Consider the following 17,514-nt stretch of genomic DNA (forward strand, 5'->3'; position numbering starts at 1 on the left):
GGGCGTTGCTGGAGGGACCGCTGACGGAGCGCGAGCGCCTGGAAGTACTGCGCGCCTACATGCCGGACGGGCGGATCACCGCGATCCCGGTGCGCCGCCCCGCCCGGCTGGTCCTGCTCGACCAGGTGGCCCGCGCCTTCGAACCGGGGGTCCGCTACAGCGAGGCCGAGGTCAACACGGTCCTGCGCGGGTTCAGCGCGGACGTGTCGGTGCTCCGCCGGGGCCTGGTCGACGAGGGTTTCATGGAGTGCGACCGTACCCGGTACTGGCGGTGCGGCGGCACGGTGGACGTCTAGGGACGTGACGCGGTGAGCAGTTCGACCAGCCCCGCGTTGTCCTCGTCGCCGTGTCCCTGGGCGACACGGCGCTCCATCAGGTCCGCGTACGGCTCCAGGAGTTCGGTGCTCACCCCCTGCTCCTCGGCGGTGCGCAGCATGGTCCGGGCGCCCCGCACCTGCATGGCGAGATTGGAGACGACGCCGGTGGTGTGGTCGCCGCTCTCCAGCCGCTCGGCACCGGTGTGGACGGCACCGGCCATCGCGGTGAGCCAGCCGGAGAGCAGGGGCGCGAACTCCCCCAGGGACACCTCCTCGTTCCGGACCAGCGCGAAGGCGTGCGCGATCCCGGAGAACATGCCGTTCATCGCGCTGAGCAGGGCCACGTCGTGCAGATCGGCCAACCCGGCGTCCGCGCCGACGAACACGGCGCCGGTCGCGGCGGACAGGGCCTCCTCGTGCTCCTCGAAGGCCTCACGGGAACCGCTGTAGAACACGTAGCCGCCCGAGTCCGGGTCGCCGACCATGGGCGGGACCGCCATGATGCCGCCGCTGACGAAGCGCGCGCCGAGCCCGCGCGCCCACTCCGCCCGGGCCCGGGCCTCCCCGGGGGTGCCGGTGGTGACGTTGAACAGGTCCCTGCCCCTCAGGTCGGCGTCCGCCAGGGCCGAGCCGACGGAGCCGTCGTCGAGCAGGCAGGCCACCACCAGGCGGCTGGCGGCGACCGCCTCCGCCGCGCTCGCGGCGACGTCGGCGCCCTCCCCGGCCAGTCGTTCGGCGCGGGACGGCGTGCGGTTCCAGACGGTCAGGGGGTACCCGGCGGAGAGCCAGGCGCGGGCGAGAGCGGTGCCCATGTCGCCGAGGCCGAGCAGGGTGACGCGGGGCTTTCCGGTGGCGTTTCGGTTCATGTGGACTAGGCTCGTCGCACGTCGCGGCACGGACAAGTACGCACTTTCGAGTGGGTGCGTACTTCACGGTAAGTGTGCTGGTGGGAGGGGCGGAGATGGGTACCACGAGGAGGCCCGGCGCGTACCACTGCGGTATCGACGCGGCGATGGACGTGATCGGCGGCAGGTGGAAGGTGCTGATCCTGTGGGCGCTGGAGGAGCGGCCGCGCCGCTTCGGTGAGCTGCGCCGGACGCTCGACGGTGTCACCGAGAAGGTCCTGGCCTCCCACCTGCGCGAACTGGAGGAGGACGGGATCGTGCGCCGGAGGGACTTCGGCGAGGTGCCGCCCCGGGTCGAGTACTCGCTCACCCCGGTGGGGGAGTCCCTGAACGAGGCCCTGGCCCCGCTCGGCTCCTGGGGCCGCACGCACGTCCTGGGCGCCGACGAGCCGGTGACCGCCCACCGGAGCTGACACCCGGCGGCTGGGTTGTCCGCCCCGGTCGACGGAGTGTCCGCCCGGGGCGTCCTGACGCCTGAGAAGCCGTACGAAGAGGACCACCTGCCACGCGAGCGCGACGGCGGCGAGCCCGAGGAGCACGTGGGAGAGGACCGGCAGGTCCGGTCCGCCGCGCTCTCTCCCTATGTCCAGAAGCGCCGCCGACGTCACGAGAAGCCCGGTGACGCCTCCCGCGCTGGTCACCGCGGTCACACGTCTGCCGTTGTCCTTCATGGGGGATGCCTCCGGAAGGGAGGGGGTGGTGCCGGTCAGGACTCGGTCTCGTCGGTGTCCCCCTCGCGGCTGGTGAGCAGACGGCGCAGTGAGGCCACCCGGTCGGGGTCCAGTTCCCCCCGCTCCAGCGCGGCCTGGATCGCGCAGTCCGGGGAGTCGGTCTGGTGGGGGCATCCCGGCGGGCATTCCTCGGCGGTCTCGGCCAGGTCGGGGAACCCCTCGACGATGTCCTCCGGGTCGACGTGGGCCAGACCGAAACTGCGCACGCCCGGGGTGTCGATCAGCCAGCCGTCCTCGAAGGGCAGCGCGGCGGCGGACGTGGAGGTGTGGCGACCGCGCCCGGTGACGGCGTTGACGTGGCCCACGGCCCGTTCGGTGCCCGGAACGAGCCGGTTGACCAGGGTGGACTTGCCCACGCCCGAGGAGCCGACGAACACGGTGGTGCGGTCGACCAGGCGGGAGCGCAGGCCGTCGAGGCCGCCCTCGGGGCTGAGCACCTCGTAGGGCACGCCCAGGGGCGCGTACACCCGCAGGAGTTCGTCCGGGCTGGCCAGGTCGGCCTTGGTCAGGCACAGGAGGGGGTCGAGCCCGGCGTCGTAGGCGGCGACCAGGCAGCGGTCCACGAAGCGCGGCTGCGGCGCGGGGTCGGCCAGGGCGCAGACGATCGCCAGCTGGTCGGCGTTGGCCACGATCACCCGCTCGACCGGGTCGGTGTCGTCGGCCGTGCGCCTGAGCACGGACTCGCGTTCCCTGACCCGCACCACCCGGGCCAGGGTGTCGGGTCTGCCGGACAGGTCGCCGACCACGTCGACGCGGTCGCCGACGACGATCGATCCGCGGCCGAGCTCACGGGCCTTCATCGCGACGACGGGCACCCCGTTCACCAGACAGCGGTACCGGCCCCGGTCCACGGCGGTGACCAGGCCCTCCACGGCGTTCTCGTGTTTGGGCCGTTTGCGGGTGCGGGGCCGGGAACCGCCCCGGGCGCGCACGCGGATGTCGTCCTCGTCCAGGTGGCGCCCCCCGCCCCGCGTCCGGCTCATGCCAGTGCCTCCGCCCACAGGCCGGGGAAGTCGGGCAGGGTCTTGCGTGTGGTGGCGATGTTCTCCACCTCCACTCCGGGTACCGCGAGCCCGATCACCGCTCCGGAGGTGGCCATCCGGTGGTCGTCGTAGGAGTGGAACACTCCGCCGTGCATCGGCCGCGGGTCGATGACCAGCCCGTCGGGAAGTTCCCGTGCGTCACCGCCCAGGCGGTTGATCTCGGCGGCGAGCGCGGCGATGCGATCGGTCTCGTGGCGGCGCAGGTGCGCGATGCCGGTCAGTCGCGAGGGGGTGGAGGCGAGCGCGGCCACGGCGGCGATGGTGGGAGTGAGCTCGCCCACGTCGCGCAGGTCGGCGTCGATGCCGAGGACCCGGCCCGTGCCGCGCAGGGTGAGCCCCTCGGACGAACGGGAGACCTCACCGCCCATGCGGGCGAACAGCGAGCGCAGCTCGTCACCGGGCTGGGTGGTGTGCTCGGGCCAGCCCTCGACGGTCACCTCGCCCCCGCTGACCAGCGCGGCGGCGAGGAAGGGCGCGGCGTTGGACAGGTCGGGCTCCACGGTGACGTCGGAGACCTTGATCGGGCCCGGTTCGACCCTCCAGGAGTTCTCGGCGGTGTGCACGGTGACCCCGGCCGTGCGCAGCATCTCCACGGTCATGTCCAGGTGTGGTTGGGAGGGCACGGGCGGGCCGGAGTGGCGCACGTGCACGCCCTCGGTGAAGCGGGCGCCGCTGAGGAGCAGGGCCGAGACGAACTGGGAGGAACCGGACGCGTCCAACGTCACCTCGCCCCCGCGTACGGCACCGGTGCCGCGCACGGTCATGGGCAGGGCCCCGCGGCCTCCGTCGTCGATGTCGGCGCCCAGGGCACGCAGGGCGTCCAGGAGTTCGCCCACGGGCCGTTCACGGGCGCGCGGGTCGCCGTCGAAGTCGACGGTGCCCGAGGCCAGGGCCGCCAGGGGCGGCACGAACCGCATCACCGTGCCCGCGTTGCCGACGTCGACCGAGGCCGGGCCGCGCAGCGGCGCGGGGGCGACCGCCAGGTCCCGCCCGTCGTCCCCGGCCGGGGCGACCCCGACGCCCAGCGTCCGCAGCGCCGCCGCCATCAGCTCGCTGTCCCGGCTGACCAGCGGGTGCCGCACCAGGCACGGCGTCTCCGACAGCGCGGCCAGGATCAGCGCGCGGTTGGTCATCGACTTGGATCCAGGCAGGGCCAGCCGGGCCCGCACCGGGCGCTCGGCCGTGGGCGCCCGCCAGTGCTCGCCGGAGACCCCCGCGGACGGGGTGGGCCGGGTGGTGTCGGTGGTCTGGGCGGGCTGCGAGGACGCGGAGTCAGGCATGACACAAGGTTATCGGGATCGGGGCGGGCGGAGGTGGACGACCGCCTGCCTGTGGACGACTCCGCCCGCGGGCCGCCCGGACCCCCGGAACCGTCCGCCCCGGAAACCCCGAGGGCCCGGTCCGGTGCGATCGTCCGGACCCGGGCCGGCGTATCCTGGTGGGGCCATGGTGTATCTGGATCACGCTGCCACGACCGAGGTCCGCCCCGAGGTGGTCGCCGACGTCACGGCCGAGCTCGGCGCCCTCGGTAATCCGTCCTCCCTGCACGGCCACGGGCGTGCCGCCCGACGCACGGTCGAGGAGGCGCGTGAACGCCTCGCCGTGGCGCTCGGCTCGACCCCGCACGAGGTGGTCTTCACCGGAGGCGGGACCGAGGCGAACAACATCGCGATCAAGGGCCTGTACTGGGCGCGCAACGCCGCGGACGCACGCAGGTCCAGGATCCTCACCAGCGCCGTCGAGCACCACGCCGCCCTCGACCCCGCGCACTGGATGGCCGAGCACCAGGGCGCGGTGCACGAGAAGGTCCCCGTGGACGCGCTGGGTCGGGTGACCCCCGAGGCCCTGCGGGAGGCGATCGAGGGCGGCTCCGGCCCCGGGACGGTCGCGCTCGTGTCGGTCATGTGGGCCAACAACGAGGTGGGCACGGTACAGCCGACCGAGGAGCTGGCCGCCGTCGCCGCCGAGTACGGCATTCCCTTCCACACCGACGCCGTGCAGGCCGTGGGCGTGGAACCGGTCGACTTCGCCGCCAGCGGGGCGGGCGCGCTGACGGTCAGCGGTCACAAGCTCGGCGGCCCGGTGGGCGCGGGCGCACTGCTGGTCGCGCGCGGCCTGACCCCGGTCCCGGTCCTGCACGGCGGGGGCCAGGAGCGCGACATCCGTTCGGGAACCCTGGCGTCGCCGCTGCTGCGCGGGTTGGCCACGGCCGTCCACCTGGCGGTCGCCGAACGCGAGGAGCACGCCAAGCACCTGACCGCCCTGCGGGACGAGCTGGAGGAGCGGGTCCGCGCCGCGGTCCCCGACGTCGTCGTCAACGGCGCCCCGGAGCACAGGCTGCCGGGGATCTCGCACATGTCCTTCCCCGGCTGTGAGGGGGACGCGCTGCTGATGCTGCTGGACGCGAGGGGGATCTCCTGCTCGACCGGTTCCGCCTGTTCCGCCGGTGTGGCACAGCCGAGCCACGTGCTGCTGGAGATGGGGGCCGACCCCGAGGACGCGCTGAGCAGCCTGCGCCTCTCCCTGGGCCGTACCTCCACCCGGGAGGACGTCGCGGCACTGGCGGAGGCGATCGGCCCCGCCGTGGAGCGGGCCAGGGCCGCACGCGCCAAACGCCGCTGGTGAGGGGGTCCGGCCCTACCCGGCGCGGTGCACCGTGACGGACTCGATGACCACGTCCTGCACGGGGCGGTCGTTCATGTCGGTCTCCGCCTGGACGATGGTGTTCACCACGTCCATGGACTCCTCGTCCGCGACGTGTCCGAAGATCGTGTGCTTGTCGTTCAGGTGCGGGGTGGGCGCGACGGTGATGAAGAACTGGGAGCCGTTGGTGTCCGGGCCCCGGTTGGCCATGGCCAGCACCCCCGCGTCGGAGAACTCCCGGTCCGAGCCGAACTCGTCCTCGAAGGTGTAGCCGGGGCCGCCCTGGCCGGTGCCCTGCGGGTCGCCGCCCTGGATCATGAACCCGTCGATCACCCGGTGGAACACCGTGCCGTCGTAGAACTCGGCCTCGCCCGTCGCGGGGTTGGGCACGCCCTCGCCCTCGGCGAGACCCACGAAGTTGGCCACCGTGAGGGGCGCGTCCTCCGGGAACAGTTCCAGCTCGATGTCGCCCTCGCTGGTGTGCAGCGTGGCGCCCTCGACGCCGGTGACGTCCACGTCCGCGGGGCCACCCGTCTGCTCCGGGCCGGCCGAGCCGGAGGCGCCGCCCGAACCGCCGTCGGACGGGGCGGCGGCGCTGTTCGCGCAGGCGGAGGTGGCGAGCAGGGCGGTGCAGGCCAGGAGGACCGTCGCCGGCAGGGTTGGACGCTTCATCGGCTTCACTTCCGGGAGAGGAACGCGGCTGGGCGGCACACAGGTTACTCGGCCGGTACGGGTGCCACCAGAGGCGGGTCGCTTTCCGTCACGGAGCGACCACGAGACGGCCACGGGGTGGCCACGGCGCGGTGGGCCGGGGGACACGATCGACGGCGCGCGCTCGCGGATTCGGTACTCACGGCCGGGCGTACACCGCTACGCTGCTGGCCATGGCCAGCGGTCCCACGCGGCGCCGGGTCGCGGGAACCGCGCGTGTGACGCCCGCCCGGCCCGGACGGTGCCGAACGCACGCTTCCCCGGAGGGCCGCTTGCCCCCGTGCGGCCCCGGGTCAGCGAACTCCTTCCTTCGGGGAGAGGAGCGGTCAAGGATCGCCGTGCCCGTCCGGGCGCTTGACCCGTGGACCCGCCACGGGAGAGGCTCCGCAANNNNACGGAGCGCCCGTTCGGGGCGGGCCGGAACGGGCTCGCAAGGCGACGGAGGAGGACATAGGAGTGAACACCACACTGCCGTCCGCGATGTGGCTCCCCTTCGCCGCGAGGGTCCTGCGTGCGCGCTCCGACAGGGGACTCTCCCGCGCCGAACTCGCCGCGACCGTGGGAGTGACCGACGACAAGCTCCGCGAGGTGGAAAGCGCCCACTGCCGACCGGCCCGCTCCCTGGTCGAGCGGGTGGACACCGCCCTGGGGACCGAGCACCAGCTCGTCGACGCCTGGGCGATCACCCTCCAGGCCGAGGCCTTCCCCAACGAGTTCGGCGACCAGCGCGAGCTGGGCGTCCACGCCACACACCTGTGGGAGCACCAGCCCATGGCGGTCCCCGTGTTCCTGCGCACCCGCGAGTACTCGCGCGCGGTCCTGCGCCCCCGCCACCCTGACCTGTCCCCGGACACGGTCGAGGAGCTGGTGGAGGAGGAGATGGCCCACCGGGCGGCGATGACCGGGCCGGACGGGCCCGTGCTGCGTGTGGTCCTCAACGAGTCCGCCCTCCAGCGCCCGCAGGGCGGCGCGGCCGTTCTCAACGCTCAGCGCGACTTCCTCGCCGACCTGATCGAGGCGGGCATCGTCACCATGGGCGTGATCCCCGAGCGGACCCCGAACCACCCCGGTCTGGGCGGCGCCTTCCGGATGATGGGGTTCGCCGACCGCCCCAGCATGGTCTACGCGTTCGCGGCCGAGGGCGGCGACCTGACCGCCGACTCCGAGCAGGTGGGCCGCTGCGCCATGGTGCGCGACGCCATCGAGGAGGCGACCGTGGAACTCACCCCGCGTTCGGAGCTGCTGACCGCCCGCTGGCCCGAGGGCTAGGACCGGGCCCCGACCTTTTCACGGGGGCTTGGGCGTACGCACCGGTATGGGCTAGGTTGCCCGCCATGGATATCGCGATCACATCCGGATACGTCGTTCCCGTCGACGGTGACCCCATCGACGGCGGCACGGTCCTCATCTCCGACGGCCGGATCACCGCCGTCGGCACCGACGTCACGGTCCCCGAGGGCGCCACCGTCGTCGACGCCTCCGGCAAGTGGGTACTCCCCGGCTTCGTGGAGGCCCACGGCCACATCGGCATCGACGAGGAGGGCATCGGTTGGGCCGGTGACGACACCAACGAGATGACCGACCCCAACGGCGCCCGCATGCGCGCGCTGGACGCCATCAACCCCGCTGACCGCGGTTTCGTCGACGCCCTGTCCGGAGGCGTCACCAGTTCGGTCGTCAAGCCCGGCTCCGGCAACCCCATCGGCGGCCAGACCGTGGCGATCAAGTGCTGGGGCCGCAGCATGGAGGACCGGCTGGTCAGGCAGCCCACCAGCGTCAAGAGTGCCCTGGGAGAGAACCCCAAGCGGGTCTACGGCAACAAGGACAAGCTCCCCTCCACCCGCCAGGGCGTGGCCGCCGTCATCCGCGACGCCTTCACCAAGGCCCAGGACTACAGGGCCAAGCGCGACCACGCGGCGTCCGAGGGCACCCCCTTCGAGCGGGACAACACCCTGGAGGTGCTGGTCCGGGTCCTGGACGGCGAGCTCCCGTGGTGCCAGCACACGCACCGCGCCGACGACATCCACACCGCGATGCGCCTGGCGGACGAGTTCGGCTACCGGCTGATCATCAACCACTGCACCGAGGGCCACCTGCTGGCCGACGAGATCGCCGAGCGCGGCATCCCCGTCATCACCGGCCCGCTCATGACCAGCCGCTCCAAGGTGGAGGTCAACAACAAGACCCTCGCCAACCCCGGCATCCTCGACCGGGCGGGCGTCAAGGTCGCGCTGACCACCGACCACCCGGTCGTGCCGATCGAGTTCCTCGTCCACCAGGCCACGCTGTGCGTGAAGGAGGGCATGGACCCCCGGTCCGCGATCCGCGCGCTCACGGTCAACCCCGCCGAGATCATGGGCCTCTCCGACCGCGTCGGCTCCCTCAAGCCCGGTCTGGACGCGGACGTGGTCGTGTGGTCGGGTGATCCGCTGGACGTGATGAGCCGTGCCCTGCGGGTGTTCGTCGAGGGCCGCGAGGTCTACACCTACGACGAGGAGACCCGCGAGCGCACCGTGCTCGACGCCTACTACCGGGAGGGGGCGTGAACTGTTGGTGTGGGAGGTGACGCAGGCGCACACGAGCACACAGGAGTGACCCTCAGCGCCGCCTACCGGGGTGGTGGGTGCGTGGTGTGCGCTGCCGATCCCCGGGTGGCCGGTCGAAGCAACCGCGTGTGGGAGGTTCGCTGATCCTCCGAACACGCCCCACCCCTGTCTACCGCCGTGTTCGGCGCAGTCACAGCACGCGCGTGGGCGGGGGTGGGGGCCGGTCCAGGCTCCCCACCTGACCCCGCGCCCACCGGGGTCAGCGTCCGTGACCGGCTCACCGGCCTCACCACCCAGGGCCAGACGGTCCTCCGGACCGTGGGCGCGCACCCGGGATCGCTCGCCTCCAAGGACCTGGCCGCCCGCTGCGCGGACGGCACCGACCACGACAGGGACACCTGGGCCGCCCGCAAGCGGTTCCGGCAGTTGATCGGTGGTATGCCCTCCGCCCGGCCGCGGGTCCGGTCGACCTCGATGGCCCGCGCCCTGCGGTCGCGATCATCGCCGTGGACGCGGCCCGCACCTCCCGGTGGGGCGTGCGGCATCGGCGGAAACCACTCACCAGCAACACACGTCGGACTTCCCGACACGCCGGTAGGCGCGCCCGGGGGCGTTCGGTTCGGCGACGGACGGCACCGCCCCGCACCACCGGAGTGGTGGTGCGGGCGTCGGATCGCCCGGGCCGGGTGCTCTCCGGGGGCGTGAGGGAACCCGCCGCCCCGTCACGGACCGCGCACACGGTGCACGCCGCCGGACGGGGAGAACGAGAACGCGGGCGACCAGTGCGTCCAGCACCGTTCGGGACGCGCGCGGTACCGGGACGCGGCATCAGACGTCACCCCCGGACACCGTTGAGGAACGGTGGGCGGGTACTCCGAACGCCGTGTGGCGTGGCCGCGCCCGGCCCCAGGCGTGGCCACCCGCCCTGGGTGCCCTAGGACAGCTCCACCGACCGGAGCGCGCTCCCGTCCGGAAGCGCCGGGCCGCCGACACCGCGGACCGCCACGGTGACCTTCTCCATGTCGGCCCTCCGCAGCGCCTCCTCCGGCCCGGCCGCCACCAGGGGCGTCAGCACGAGCGGGCACCCCGCGGCGACCGGGGCCAGCAGCAGTTCGGCGCCCCCGCCGAGCAGGGGCATCGGGGCGTCGGGCTCCGCGAACAGCCCCACGCGGTCCTCGGCGGTCAGTGACCACCGCTCCGCCCAGCCGCGGGCACCGGCGGTCAGGTCCGCGCCCGTCCGGACGTCCGGGCCGCGCAGCGCGGGCGCCCCGGGGTCGATCGGGTACGGCGAGAAGTGGTCACCGTACCCGCGTACCTCCACCGAGTAGTCGAGCACCATGGGCGGCACCTCGGCCAGCGGCAGGCCGAGCGGGTGCAGGGAGGTGCCCACCACCTCCTCCGCGCCGCTGTCGAGGGAGGCCTCCAGGCGGTCGGCGTCGGCCACCGCGACCTGCGCGTCGCCGGGCATGTCCGCGTCCGCCGGGACGAACTCCGGTACGGCCCCCACCGACCAGCACGAGACCAGCCACACCAGTGACTGCCAGTGCACCGGCAGGGCGATCACGACCCGGTCGTCCGGCTGCGTGCCGAGACCGTCCACCAGCATGTTCGCCGTCTTGGACACCCAGTTGTCGAAGGTGGCGCGGGACAGCTCCACCCGACCGCCCGAGGCGTCGTAGGAGGTCACGAACGGTCGGGACGGATCGGCTGAGACCAGGGCGCGCCACAGCTGCGCGGGAGTTTCGGACATGACCGCCACTCTAGGACCTTCCGAGGAGGTCCGCGCGGGTACACCACGGTGTGCGTTGGATCCCGGAAGGTGCCAGAGTTACCCCATGCGCCTGCTTCCCGGACGGTTCTTCGCCCGTGTCACCGCGCTCCCCGCCATCGCCGTCTCGGCCTGGCTCCTGGTGACCTTCCCCCTCCTGGCCCTCGGCGCCCTCTCCCCCCTCACGGCGGCCATCCTCGGAACGCCCGCCGTGGTCGCGGCCTGCGCGCTGGTGCCCCGGCTCATCCCCGAACCGCAGGAGGAGGGGGACGCGCCCTGGTGGCCGGTCGTCCTCGTCCTGCTGATCGTGGTCGCCTTCGCCGTCGTGCAGGTCCTCTACCACGCCGAGGCCCTGGTCATCCGCCGGGACCCGGCCTCCTACGCGATGTACACGGTGTGGATCGCGGAGAACGGGCACCTCCCCATCCCCCAGCAGCGGGAGCTCATCGCGGGGGACGACCCCTCGCTCAGCTACGAGAGCCTGGCCCACCGCCAGCGCGGCGACGTCATCTGGCCGCAGTTCATGGCCGGCGCGCCGCTGGTGACCTCCATCGGCTACTGGCTGGGCGGCCTCGACGGGATGCTCGTCACCACCCCGGTCCTGGGCGCGCTGGGCGTGCTCACCCTCGCCGGGCTCACCGCACGCCTGGTGGGGATCCGCTGGGCCCCCCTCGCCGCCCTCGTCCTGGCCGTGTGCCTGCCCCAGCAGTGGGTCAGCCGCTTCACCTACAGCGAGCCCGTCACACAGATCCTGCTGCTCGGCGGACTGGTCCTGGCCTACGACGCCCTCGCGCGGCGCACCCGGCTCACCGACCGGTGGTCCTCCGCCCACACCCTGGCCGCCGTCGCGGGCCTGGCCCTCGGCCTGGCGCTGGTGGTGCGCATCGACGCGATCCGCGACCTGCTCCCCGTGGTCGGGTTCGTGGGACTGCTGCTGGTCGCACGACGGGGGCAGGCCCCGCCGCTGCTGGGCGGCCTGGCCGTGGGCGTCGGCCTCGGCCTCCACGCCGGATACGGGCTGTCCCGGCCCTACCTGGAGTACCTGTCCGACTCCCTGGACCCCCTGCTGCTGATCAGCGCGGCCGTCATCGTCATCACGGTCGCGGCCACCGCCGCCCTGTGGCGCCGCGGGATCCCGCACGTGGAACGCGTCCGCTGGCTCCCCAACGCGGTCGCCGCGCTCGCCCTGCTCGTCATGGTGCTGTTCGCCGTCCGGCCCCTGCTGTGGCCGGACTACGGACACGGCAGCGACTTCACCAACAACTGGGTCGCCTACGTCCAGGGGCGCGAGGGCCTGCCCATCGAGGGCAGCCGCACCTACTACGACATGAGCCTGTACTGGGTGGGCTGGTACGTGGGCCTGTCCACCGTCCTGTTCGCGTCGCTCGGCGTCGCCCTCGTGCTGCGCCGCCTCTTCCAGCGGCGCGATCCCCAGTGGCTGCTGCCCGCCATGCTGCTGGTGTGGACGGTCGGCACCACCCTGCTGCGCCCCGCCATCACCCCCGACCACCCCTGGGCCAGCAGGAGACTGATCGCCCTGGTCATCCCGGCGTTCATCCTGTTCGCCGTCTGGTTCCTGGCCTGGCTCACCCGCTACTGCGCCGTCGCCGCCGACCCCGGACGGAACACCGTGCTGGTCCGCGCGCTCCCGGTCGTGGTCGCCGCCGCCACCGGGGCGTCCCTGCTCGTCACCACGGCCAGCACGGCCACGGGCGTCATGGGGTACCGGCAGGACATCGGCACCGTCGACGCCACGCACCGGCTCTGCGCGGCACTACCGGAGAGGTCCTCGGTGATCGTGGTCGATCCCGACATGGCCGGGAACTACATGCCGCTGATACGCAACGTCTGCGGTGTGCCCACCGCCTCCATGGACGAGCCGAACCAGGAGGACGTGGACCGCGTCGTCTCCGAGATCCACGAACGGGGTCGCGACGCCGTCCTGACCGCCTCCTCCTGGGAGGTCCTCAACCAGCTGACCGACCACGAGGTGGAGCCGTCACACCCCTTCCGGGTCGTCGCCCGGATGGACCCGAGTACCCTCGTGGAGCCGCCCACCGGTTCCTGGGCCTTCGTCGGAAACGTGTGGGTGTCCGTCCTCCCCGCTCCGGCGTGAGGACGCCCCCTCCCGTACGCACCGCATCCCGCTGAGAAGACCCCATGAGCGACAGACACGACGACGCCCCCGCCCAGCACGACGAGGACCCGCCGGTCCGCGTCACCATCGTGCTGCCCTGCTACAACGAGGAGGACCACGTCGTCGACGAGGTCAAACGGATCTGCGCCGCCATGGACGGGTCCGGGTACGGCTACGAGCTGCTGGCCGTGGACGACGCCTCCACCGACGGCACCCTGGCCCGGCTGCGCGACGTGGAGACCGTCTACCCGCACATGCGCGTCATCGCGTTCGGGCACAACGGCGGCTCGGGCACCGTCCGCAGGATCGGCAGCCAGCGGGCGCGCGGCGAGTTCGTCGTGTGGACCGACGCCGACATGAGCTACCCCAACGAGCGCATCCCCGAGCTGGTGGCCATGCTCGACGACGACCCGGGGACCGACCAGATCGTGGGCGCGCGCACGCAGGAGATGGGCAGCCACAAGGCCCTGCGGGTGCCCGCCAAGTGGGTCATCCGCAAGATCGCCGAACGGCTGACCAACACCCACATCCCCGACCTCAACTCGGGACTGCGCGTGTTCCGCCGCGACGTCGCCCGCCCCTACCTGCGGCTGGTGNCGCCCGGGTTCTCCTGCGTCACCACCATCACACTGGCCTTCCTGTCCAACCAGCACTTCGTCCGGTACGTGCCGATCGAGTACGCCAAGCGGGCGGGCAGGTCCAAGTTCCACTTCCTCAGCGACGCCTACCGGTACGTCCTCCAGGTGCTGCGCATGGTGATGTACTTCAACCCGCTCAAGGTGCTGATGCCGCCCTCCCTGGTGCTGATCGGCCTGGGCGCCGCCAAGTTCGTCTTCGACCAGGTGCGCAACCCGCTGTACATCCCCAACAACACCGTCATGATCCTCATGACCGGGCTCATCATCGCGGCGATCGCCCTGCTGGCCGACCTCATCGTCCGATCCCGGGAGGGCGCGTGAGCCCGGCGGCCCGTGTCGCCCTGGTGGGGCCCGCCCACCCGTACAAGGGCGGCGGCGCCCGCCACACCACCGAACTGGCCCACCGGCTGCGCGCACTCGGCCACCCCACGACCGTGGAGTCGTGGCGGGCCCAGTACCCGGCCGCCCTCTACCCGGGCCAGCAGACCATCGACGCCCCCGAGGGAGAGCCCTACCCCGGCACCCGCCACGAGCTGGCCTGGTACCGGCCGGACGGGTGGTGGCGGACCGGGCGGCGTCTGGCCCGCGACGCCGACCTGGTCGTGCTCACCCTGTTCTCACCGGTACAGGTGCCCGCCTACCTGGGTATCCTGGCCGGGGTGCGCTCCGTCAGGGGGTCCGGGGGCGCCCGGGTGGTGGCGCTGTGCCACAACGTGCTGCCCCACGAACGCCGGGCCGTGGACGTGTCCCTCGTACGCGCCCTGCTGCGCCGGGTGGACGGCGTGGTCGTCCACTCGCCTGAGCAGGCGAGCCTCGCCGAGGGCCTGAGGGGCCCGGGACGGGAGCGGCCGGTGGTCGCCGAGATGCCCCCGCACCTGCCCGACACCGGCGGCGCCCTCACCCCGCCGCCGGGAGAGCGGCGGCACCTGCTGTTCCTGGGCATCGTCCGCCCCTACAAGGGGGTCGACCTGCTGCTGGAGGCCCTGGCCGACGGCGCCCCCGACGACGTGTCGCTCACCGTGGCCGGGGAGTTCTGGAGCGGGACCGCGGAACTGGAGGGGCGGGCCGCCGACCTGGGGATCGCCGACCGGGTCCGCCTGCGGGACGGATACGTGCCCGCCGGGGAGCTGCCGGAACTGTTCGCGTCGGCCGACGCCGTGGTGCTGCCCTACCGGACCGCCACCGCCACCCAGAACGTGTGGCTCGCGCACGAACACGGACTGCCGGTGGTGGCCACCCGCGCCGGAACCCTCCCCGACCACGTGCGCGAGGGGATCGACGGCCTGCTGTGCGCGCCCGGTGACGCCGCCGACCTGGCCCGTGCGCTGGGGGAGTTCTACGCGCCGGGGCAACCCGAGCGGCTGCGCGCGGGGGTCCGCCCGGTGGACGCCGCACCGTACTGGCGGACGTACACCGGGCGGCTGCTGGAGGCGTGAGCCNGAGCGGCGGTGCCCCCGCGGGGCGTCAGTCCTCCGGCAACGGGTGTTCGACCACGTCGGGCCACGCGTCGGTCCACTCGATGGACTCGTAGAGGCGGTACTCCACCACGTCACCGGGTTCGCTCCAGTCGGCCTCCGACGCCGGGGGCTCGACCACGACCCGTTCGACGGAGAGCGGTAGGCCCGTCTCCGGGTCGAAGAGGACCCGTTCCTCGTACCGGCCCCGCTCCGTGTCGCCGAGGTCGAAGGCGATGCCCACGGCCGGTCGTCCGGACCGGTCCTCCGTCACCCCCTCGGCGGCGTGGACACCGGGTACGTCCGCCAGGACCTCGTACACGCCCGCCCTGACCTCGGGCGGGAGGGGAAGGGCCAGGGTTCCCTTGACGAGCGAGAACCGCTGTTCCGACTCGCTGCGGTAGCCGGCCTCCACGAGCGTCTCCTCCATGAACTCCCGGTCGGCGCTGCTCCGCCGCTCGCCCCACAGGACCTCCCGCAGGCCCTCGGGGTCCGAGGGCAGCTCCTGGAGATCCTCGGGGCTCAGCGAGCCGTAGCCGAAACCGTACGCCACGGCGCCGGCGTCCGCGGGGCCGTCACCCTCCTCGGCGGTGGGGATCTCCTGGCGCCCGGTCTCGGGGTCGTGGGCCCAGAACGTGGGGGAGCCGTCGCGCTCCCACGCCGGCCGGTCGTCCTCGTCGACCAGGGACCAGTCCGTCGAGGTGATCTCGTTGGTGGAGAGGTTCCTCTCCAGGTTCATCCACCGCTCCTCCTCGTAGACCCTGTACACCCCGTACCTGTCGTCGTCCGGGCCCACACCCCAGGCCGCTCCCCAGGTGTAACGCTGGTGCCAGACGGGTCCGTCGGCTCCCTCCCGGTCGCGCGCGGCCTCGATGACGGGCCCCATGACCTCCATCGCGTCGGCGTCTTCGGCCCCCTCCGAGGAGGCGGGGCCGGGACCCACCGTGACCGTGTCCGGTTCCGTGAGGTCGACCGGGCCCAGGACCAGGAAGGCGAACACGGCGGCGGCCACCAGCACGGCCGAGCCGGACAGGGCGAGGGGCAGCAGGGAGGTCGGACGGGACCGGGGCGTCGGGCGCTCGTCACCCGGTCGCCAGCCCGTGCGCATGGCCAGTTCCTCGGGGCCGGACTCGGGGACGTCCGCCCTCATGCGGCGCAGGTGGTCGAACTCGTTCACCGGTGGTCCTCCTTCGCGGGCGTTGCGGTGGTGGCGAGCGCGGCGCGCACGCGTTTGCGGGCTCGGTGCAGCCGTGAGCGCACGGTGCCCACGGGGACGCCGAGCACCAGGGCGGTCTCCTCGTAGGTCATCTCGCCCCAGGCGACCAGCAGCAGGGCGTCCCGGTCGCCCCTGGAGAGCCGGGCCAGGGCGGAGGCCAGGCTCCCGGACAGCGACGTGGCGTCCACGCGCTCGACGGCGCGGTCGGCGAAGCTCTCCAGGACGGGGTCCACCCCGGTCCGGGCGAGGGCCCGGTAGTGGCGCGTCTCCGTGCGGTGGTGGCGGCGCACCAGATTGGCGGCGATCCGCCACAGCCAGGGTCGGGCGTCGGGACGGGACGGGTCGTAGCGGTGACGCTTGCGGAAGGCGATGTGGAAGGTCTCGGCCACCACGTCGTCGGCGTCCGGGCCGCCCAGCCGCCGGGCGACGTAGCGGTGCAGGGCGGGCGCGTGGCGGCGGAAGACCTCGCCGAAGCGCGTCGGTTCCTCCAGCGACCGCTGGATGACGGCCGCGTCGGATTCCGGGCCGCCGGGTGCGTCGGCCCGGGAAGCGGCAGGGGGCATGGGGGATCCAATCGCTTCGGGTTCTGTCGGAGGTGGGCTCACACCCGTACTAGCCCGATCCCCCCGCAAGGGTTCGCGGTTGATCGGGCTCCATTCGCGTGACGGGTGTCACACACCTCGCGGGACTGGCGCGGAAAGGGCGGCGGTAACCCGGGACCTGAGGCCACAGGAGCCCTGCCATGGTCGTCGCGCGCCTCGCGGAGGGGAACCGGAGGGCGGTGGTCGTCCGGAGCCGGAGACCGCGCACGCACCGCCACGAGGCCACATGTCCCGTTGGGCGGGAACGAGGACCACAGCCCCCTCCCAGGCACCCCCACCGACGGAAGAGGATCAGGTGCGCGGTTCCGCGTCCGCGGACTCCGGAGCGGCCCGCCCGGGCAGCAACACCGACAACCCCGCCCAACCCAGGTCCGCGGCCGTCATCACCAGCCGCGACAGCACCGCCACCACCAGCGCGGCCCCGGCGTCCACCACCGGTGACAGCGCCACGACCAGCACCGCCTCCCGCACCCCCAGACCCGCCGGGGCGAACACCACCAGCAGTCCCAGCGTCCACGCCAGCGCGTAGCCGCCCACCGCCGGGCCGAGCGACCGCAGCGCCTCGCCGCCCACCGCCCAGGTCAACAGCCACACGTGCACCCCGAGAGGCACCCACGCCGCCAGGGTCCACCCCACGGCCGCGGCCATGGACCCTCCGCGCAGGTCCAGGGGCCCGGCCTCGGCGACCCCACGGAACCGGGCGAACGGACGGGCCGCCAGACGGATCCCCCAACCGACCACGCGCGGGTGCAGCGCGGCGAGCAGAAGCGGCGCCAGCGCCAGGGCCCACCACCACCGGCGGG

At 73.2% G+C, this 17,514-nt stretch carries 16 protein-coding genes; 8 read left to right on the forward strand and 8 right to left on the reverse strand.

Features of this window, described 5'->3' with window-relative positions; all coding sequences use genetic code 11:
- The first annotated feature begins 5 nt into the window (after window positions 1-5).
- Window positions 6-296, forward strand: coding sequence for a DUF2087 domain-containing protein (locus tag D455_RS0111760; RefSeq protein WP_017570921.1), 291 nt, complete (start codon window positions 6-8; stop codon window positions 294-296).
- Here the strand turns inward: D455_RS0111760 and D455_RS0111765 are convergent.
- Window positions 293-1,183 carry an NAD(P)-dependent oxidoreductase gene (locus tag D455_RS0111765; RefSeq protein WP_017570922.1) on the reverse strand — a complete coding sequence of 297 codons (891 nt, stop codon included), beginning with the start codon at window positions 1,181-1,183 and terminating at the stop codon, window positions 293-295. The two genes, D455_RS0111760 and D455_RS0111765, sit on opposite strands and share 4 nt — an antisense overlap.
- Window positions 1,184-1,278: 95 nt before the next feature.
- Here D455_RS0111765 and D455_RS0111770 point away from each other — a divergent pair, with 95 nt between their 5' ends.
- Window positions 1,279-1,635, forward strand: coding sequence for a winged helix-turn-helix transcriptional regulator (locus D455_RS0111770; RefSeq protein WP_017570923.1), 357 nt, complete (start codon window positions 1,279-1,281; stop codon window positions 1,633-1,635).
- Window positions 1,636-1,928: 293 nt separating this feature from the next.
- Here the strand turns inward: D455_RS0111770 and rsgA are convergent, their stop codons facing one another.
- Together rsgA and aroA are read right to left on the reverse strand one after the other, a co-directional pair.
- Window positions 1,929-2,936, reverse strand: a complete 1,008-nt coding sequence (rsgA, locus tag D455_RS0111775; protein WP_017570924.1) for a ribosome small subunit-dependent GTPase A — start codon at window positions 2,934-2,936, stop codon at window positions 1,929-1,931.
- On the reverse strand, window positions 2,933-4,276 hold the full coding sequence (gene aroA / locus D455_RS0111780; protein ID WP_017570925.1) for a 3-phosphoshikimate 1-carboxyvinyltransferase: 1,344 nt from the start codon (window positions 4,274-4,276) through the stop codon (window positions 2,933-2,935). The genes rsgA and aroA overlap by 4 nt, the downstream gene beginning before the upstream one ends.
- A 166-nt stretch (window positions 4,277-4,442) precedes the next feature.
- On the opposite strand from aroA, the gene D455_RS0111785 reads away from it, so the two are divergent.
- A complete protein-coding gene (locus tag D455_RS0111785) occupies window positions 4,443-5,621 on the forward strand; it encodes a cysteine desulfurase family protein (RefSeq protein ID WP_017570926.1) in 1,179 nt (392 codons plus the stop codon).
- A gap of 12 nt (window positions 5,622-5,633) precedes the next feature.
- Here the strand turns inward: D455_RS0111785 and D455_RS0111790 are convergent, their stop codons facing one another.
- Entirely contained in the window at window positions 5,634-6,311 is a 678-nt protein-coding gene (locus D455_RS0111790; RefSeq protein ID WP_017570927.1) for a peptidylprolyl isomerase, read from the reverse strand.
- A 495-nt stretch (window positions 6,312-6,806) separates the two neighbouring features.
- On the opposite strand from D455_RS0111790, the gene D455_RS0111795 reads away from it, so the two are divergent.
- A complete protein-coding gene (locus tag D455_RS0111795) occupies window positions 6,807-7,619 on the forward strand; it encodes a helix-turn-helix domain-containing protein (protein WP_017570928.1) in 813 nt (270 codons plus the stop codon).
- 65 nt (window positions 7,620-7,684) lie between these two features.
- The gene (locus D455_RS0111800; protein ID WP_017570929.1) at window positions 7,685-8,896 is read left to right on the forward strand and encodes an amidohydrolase; all 1,212 of its coding nucleotides are present in this window, start codon (window positions 7,685-7,687) and stop codon (window positions 8,894-8,896) included.
- Window positions 8,897-9,830: 934 nt separating this feature from the next.
- On the opposite strand, the gene D455_RS0111805 is transcribed toward D455_RS0111800, so the two are convergent.
- Window positions 9,831-10,646 (reverse strand): TIGR03089 family protein, encoded by an 816-nt coding sequence (locus D455_RS0111805; RefSeq protein ID WP_026122544.1) that lies wholly within the window; start codon window positions 10,644-10,646, stop codon window positions 9,831-9,833.
- A gap of 85 nt (window positions 10,647-10,731) precedes the next feature.
- Here D455_RS0111805 and D455_RS0111810 point away from each other — a divergent pair, with 85 nt between their 5' ends.
- The 3 genes from D455_RS0111810 to D455_RS0111820 all read left to right on the forward strand — a co-directional run bounded on the left by D455_RS0111810 (window position 10,732) and on the right by D455_RS0111820 (window position 14,875).
- Window positions 10,732-12,780, forward strand: coding sequence for a hypothetical protein (locus D455_RS0111810; RefSeq protein ID WP_017570931.1), 2,049 nt, complete (start codon window positions 10,732-10,734; stop codon window positions 12,778-12,780).
- A gap of 44 nt (window positions 12,781-12,824) precedes the next feature.
- The gene (locus D455_RS0111815; RefSeq protein WP_017570932.1) at window positions 12,825-13,760 is read left to right on the forward strand and encodes a glycosyltransferase family 2 protein; all 936 of its coding nucleotides are present in this window, start codon (window positions 12,825-12,827) and stop codon (window positions 13,758-13,760) included.
- Window positions 13,757-14,875: a glycosyltransferase family 4 protein gene (locus D455_RS0111820; protein ID WP_017570933.1), complete on the forward strand. Its 1,119-nt coding sequence runs from the start codon at window positions 13,757-13,759 to the stop codon at window positions 14,873-14,875. The genes D455_RS0111815 and D455_RS0111820 overlap by 4 nt, the downstream gene beginning before the upstream one ends.
- A 28-nt stretch (window positions 14,876-14,903) precedes the next feature.
- Here the strand turns inward: D455_RS0111820 and D455_RS0111825 are convergent, their stop codons facing one another.
- The 3 genes from D455_RS0111825 to D455_RS30140 form a co-directional block, all read right to left on the reverse strand.
- Complete coding sequence (locus D455_RS0111825) at window positions 14,904-16,070, reverse strand: CU044_5270 family protein (RefSeq protein WP_017570934.1); 1,167 nt, start codon at window positions 16,068-16,070, stop codon at window positions 14,904-14,906.
- Entirely contained in the window at window positions 16,067-16,672 is a 606-nt protein-coding gene (locus D455_RS30135) for an RNA polymerase sigma factor (protein WP_017570935.1), read from the reverse strand. The genes D455_RS0111825 and D455_RS30135 overlap by 4 nt, the downstream gene beginning before the upstream one ends.
- 330 nt (window positions 16,673-17,002) lie before the next feature.
- Window positions 17,003-17,514: lysylphosphatidylglycerol synthase domain-containing protein (locus tag D455_RS30140; RefSeq protein ID WP_017570936.1), on the reverse strand; the 512-nt coding region annotated here is incomplete at its 5' end.

It is taken from the genome of Nocardiopsis halotolerans DSM 44410, from assembly GCF_000341065.1.
Taxonomy (GTDB): Bacteria; Actinomycetota; Actinomycetes; order Streptosporangiales; family Streptosporangiaceae; genus Nocardiopsis; species Nocardiopsis halotolerans.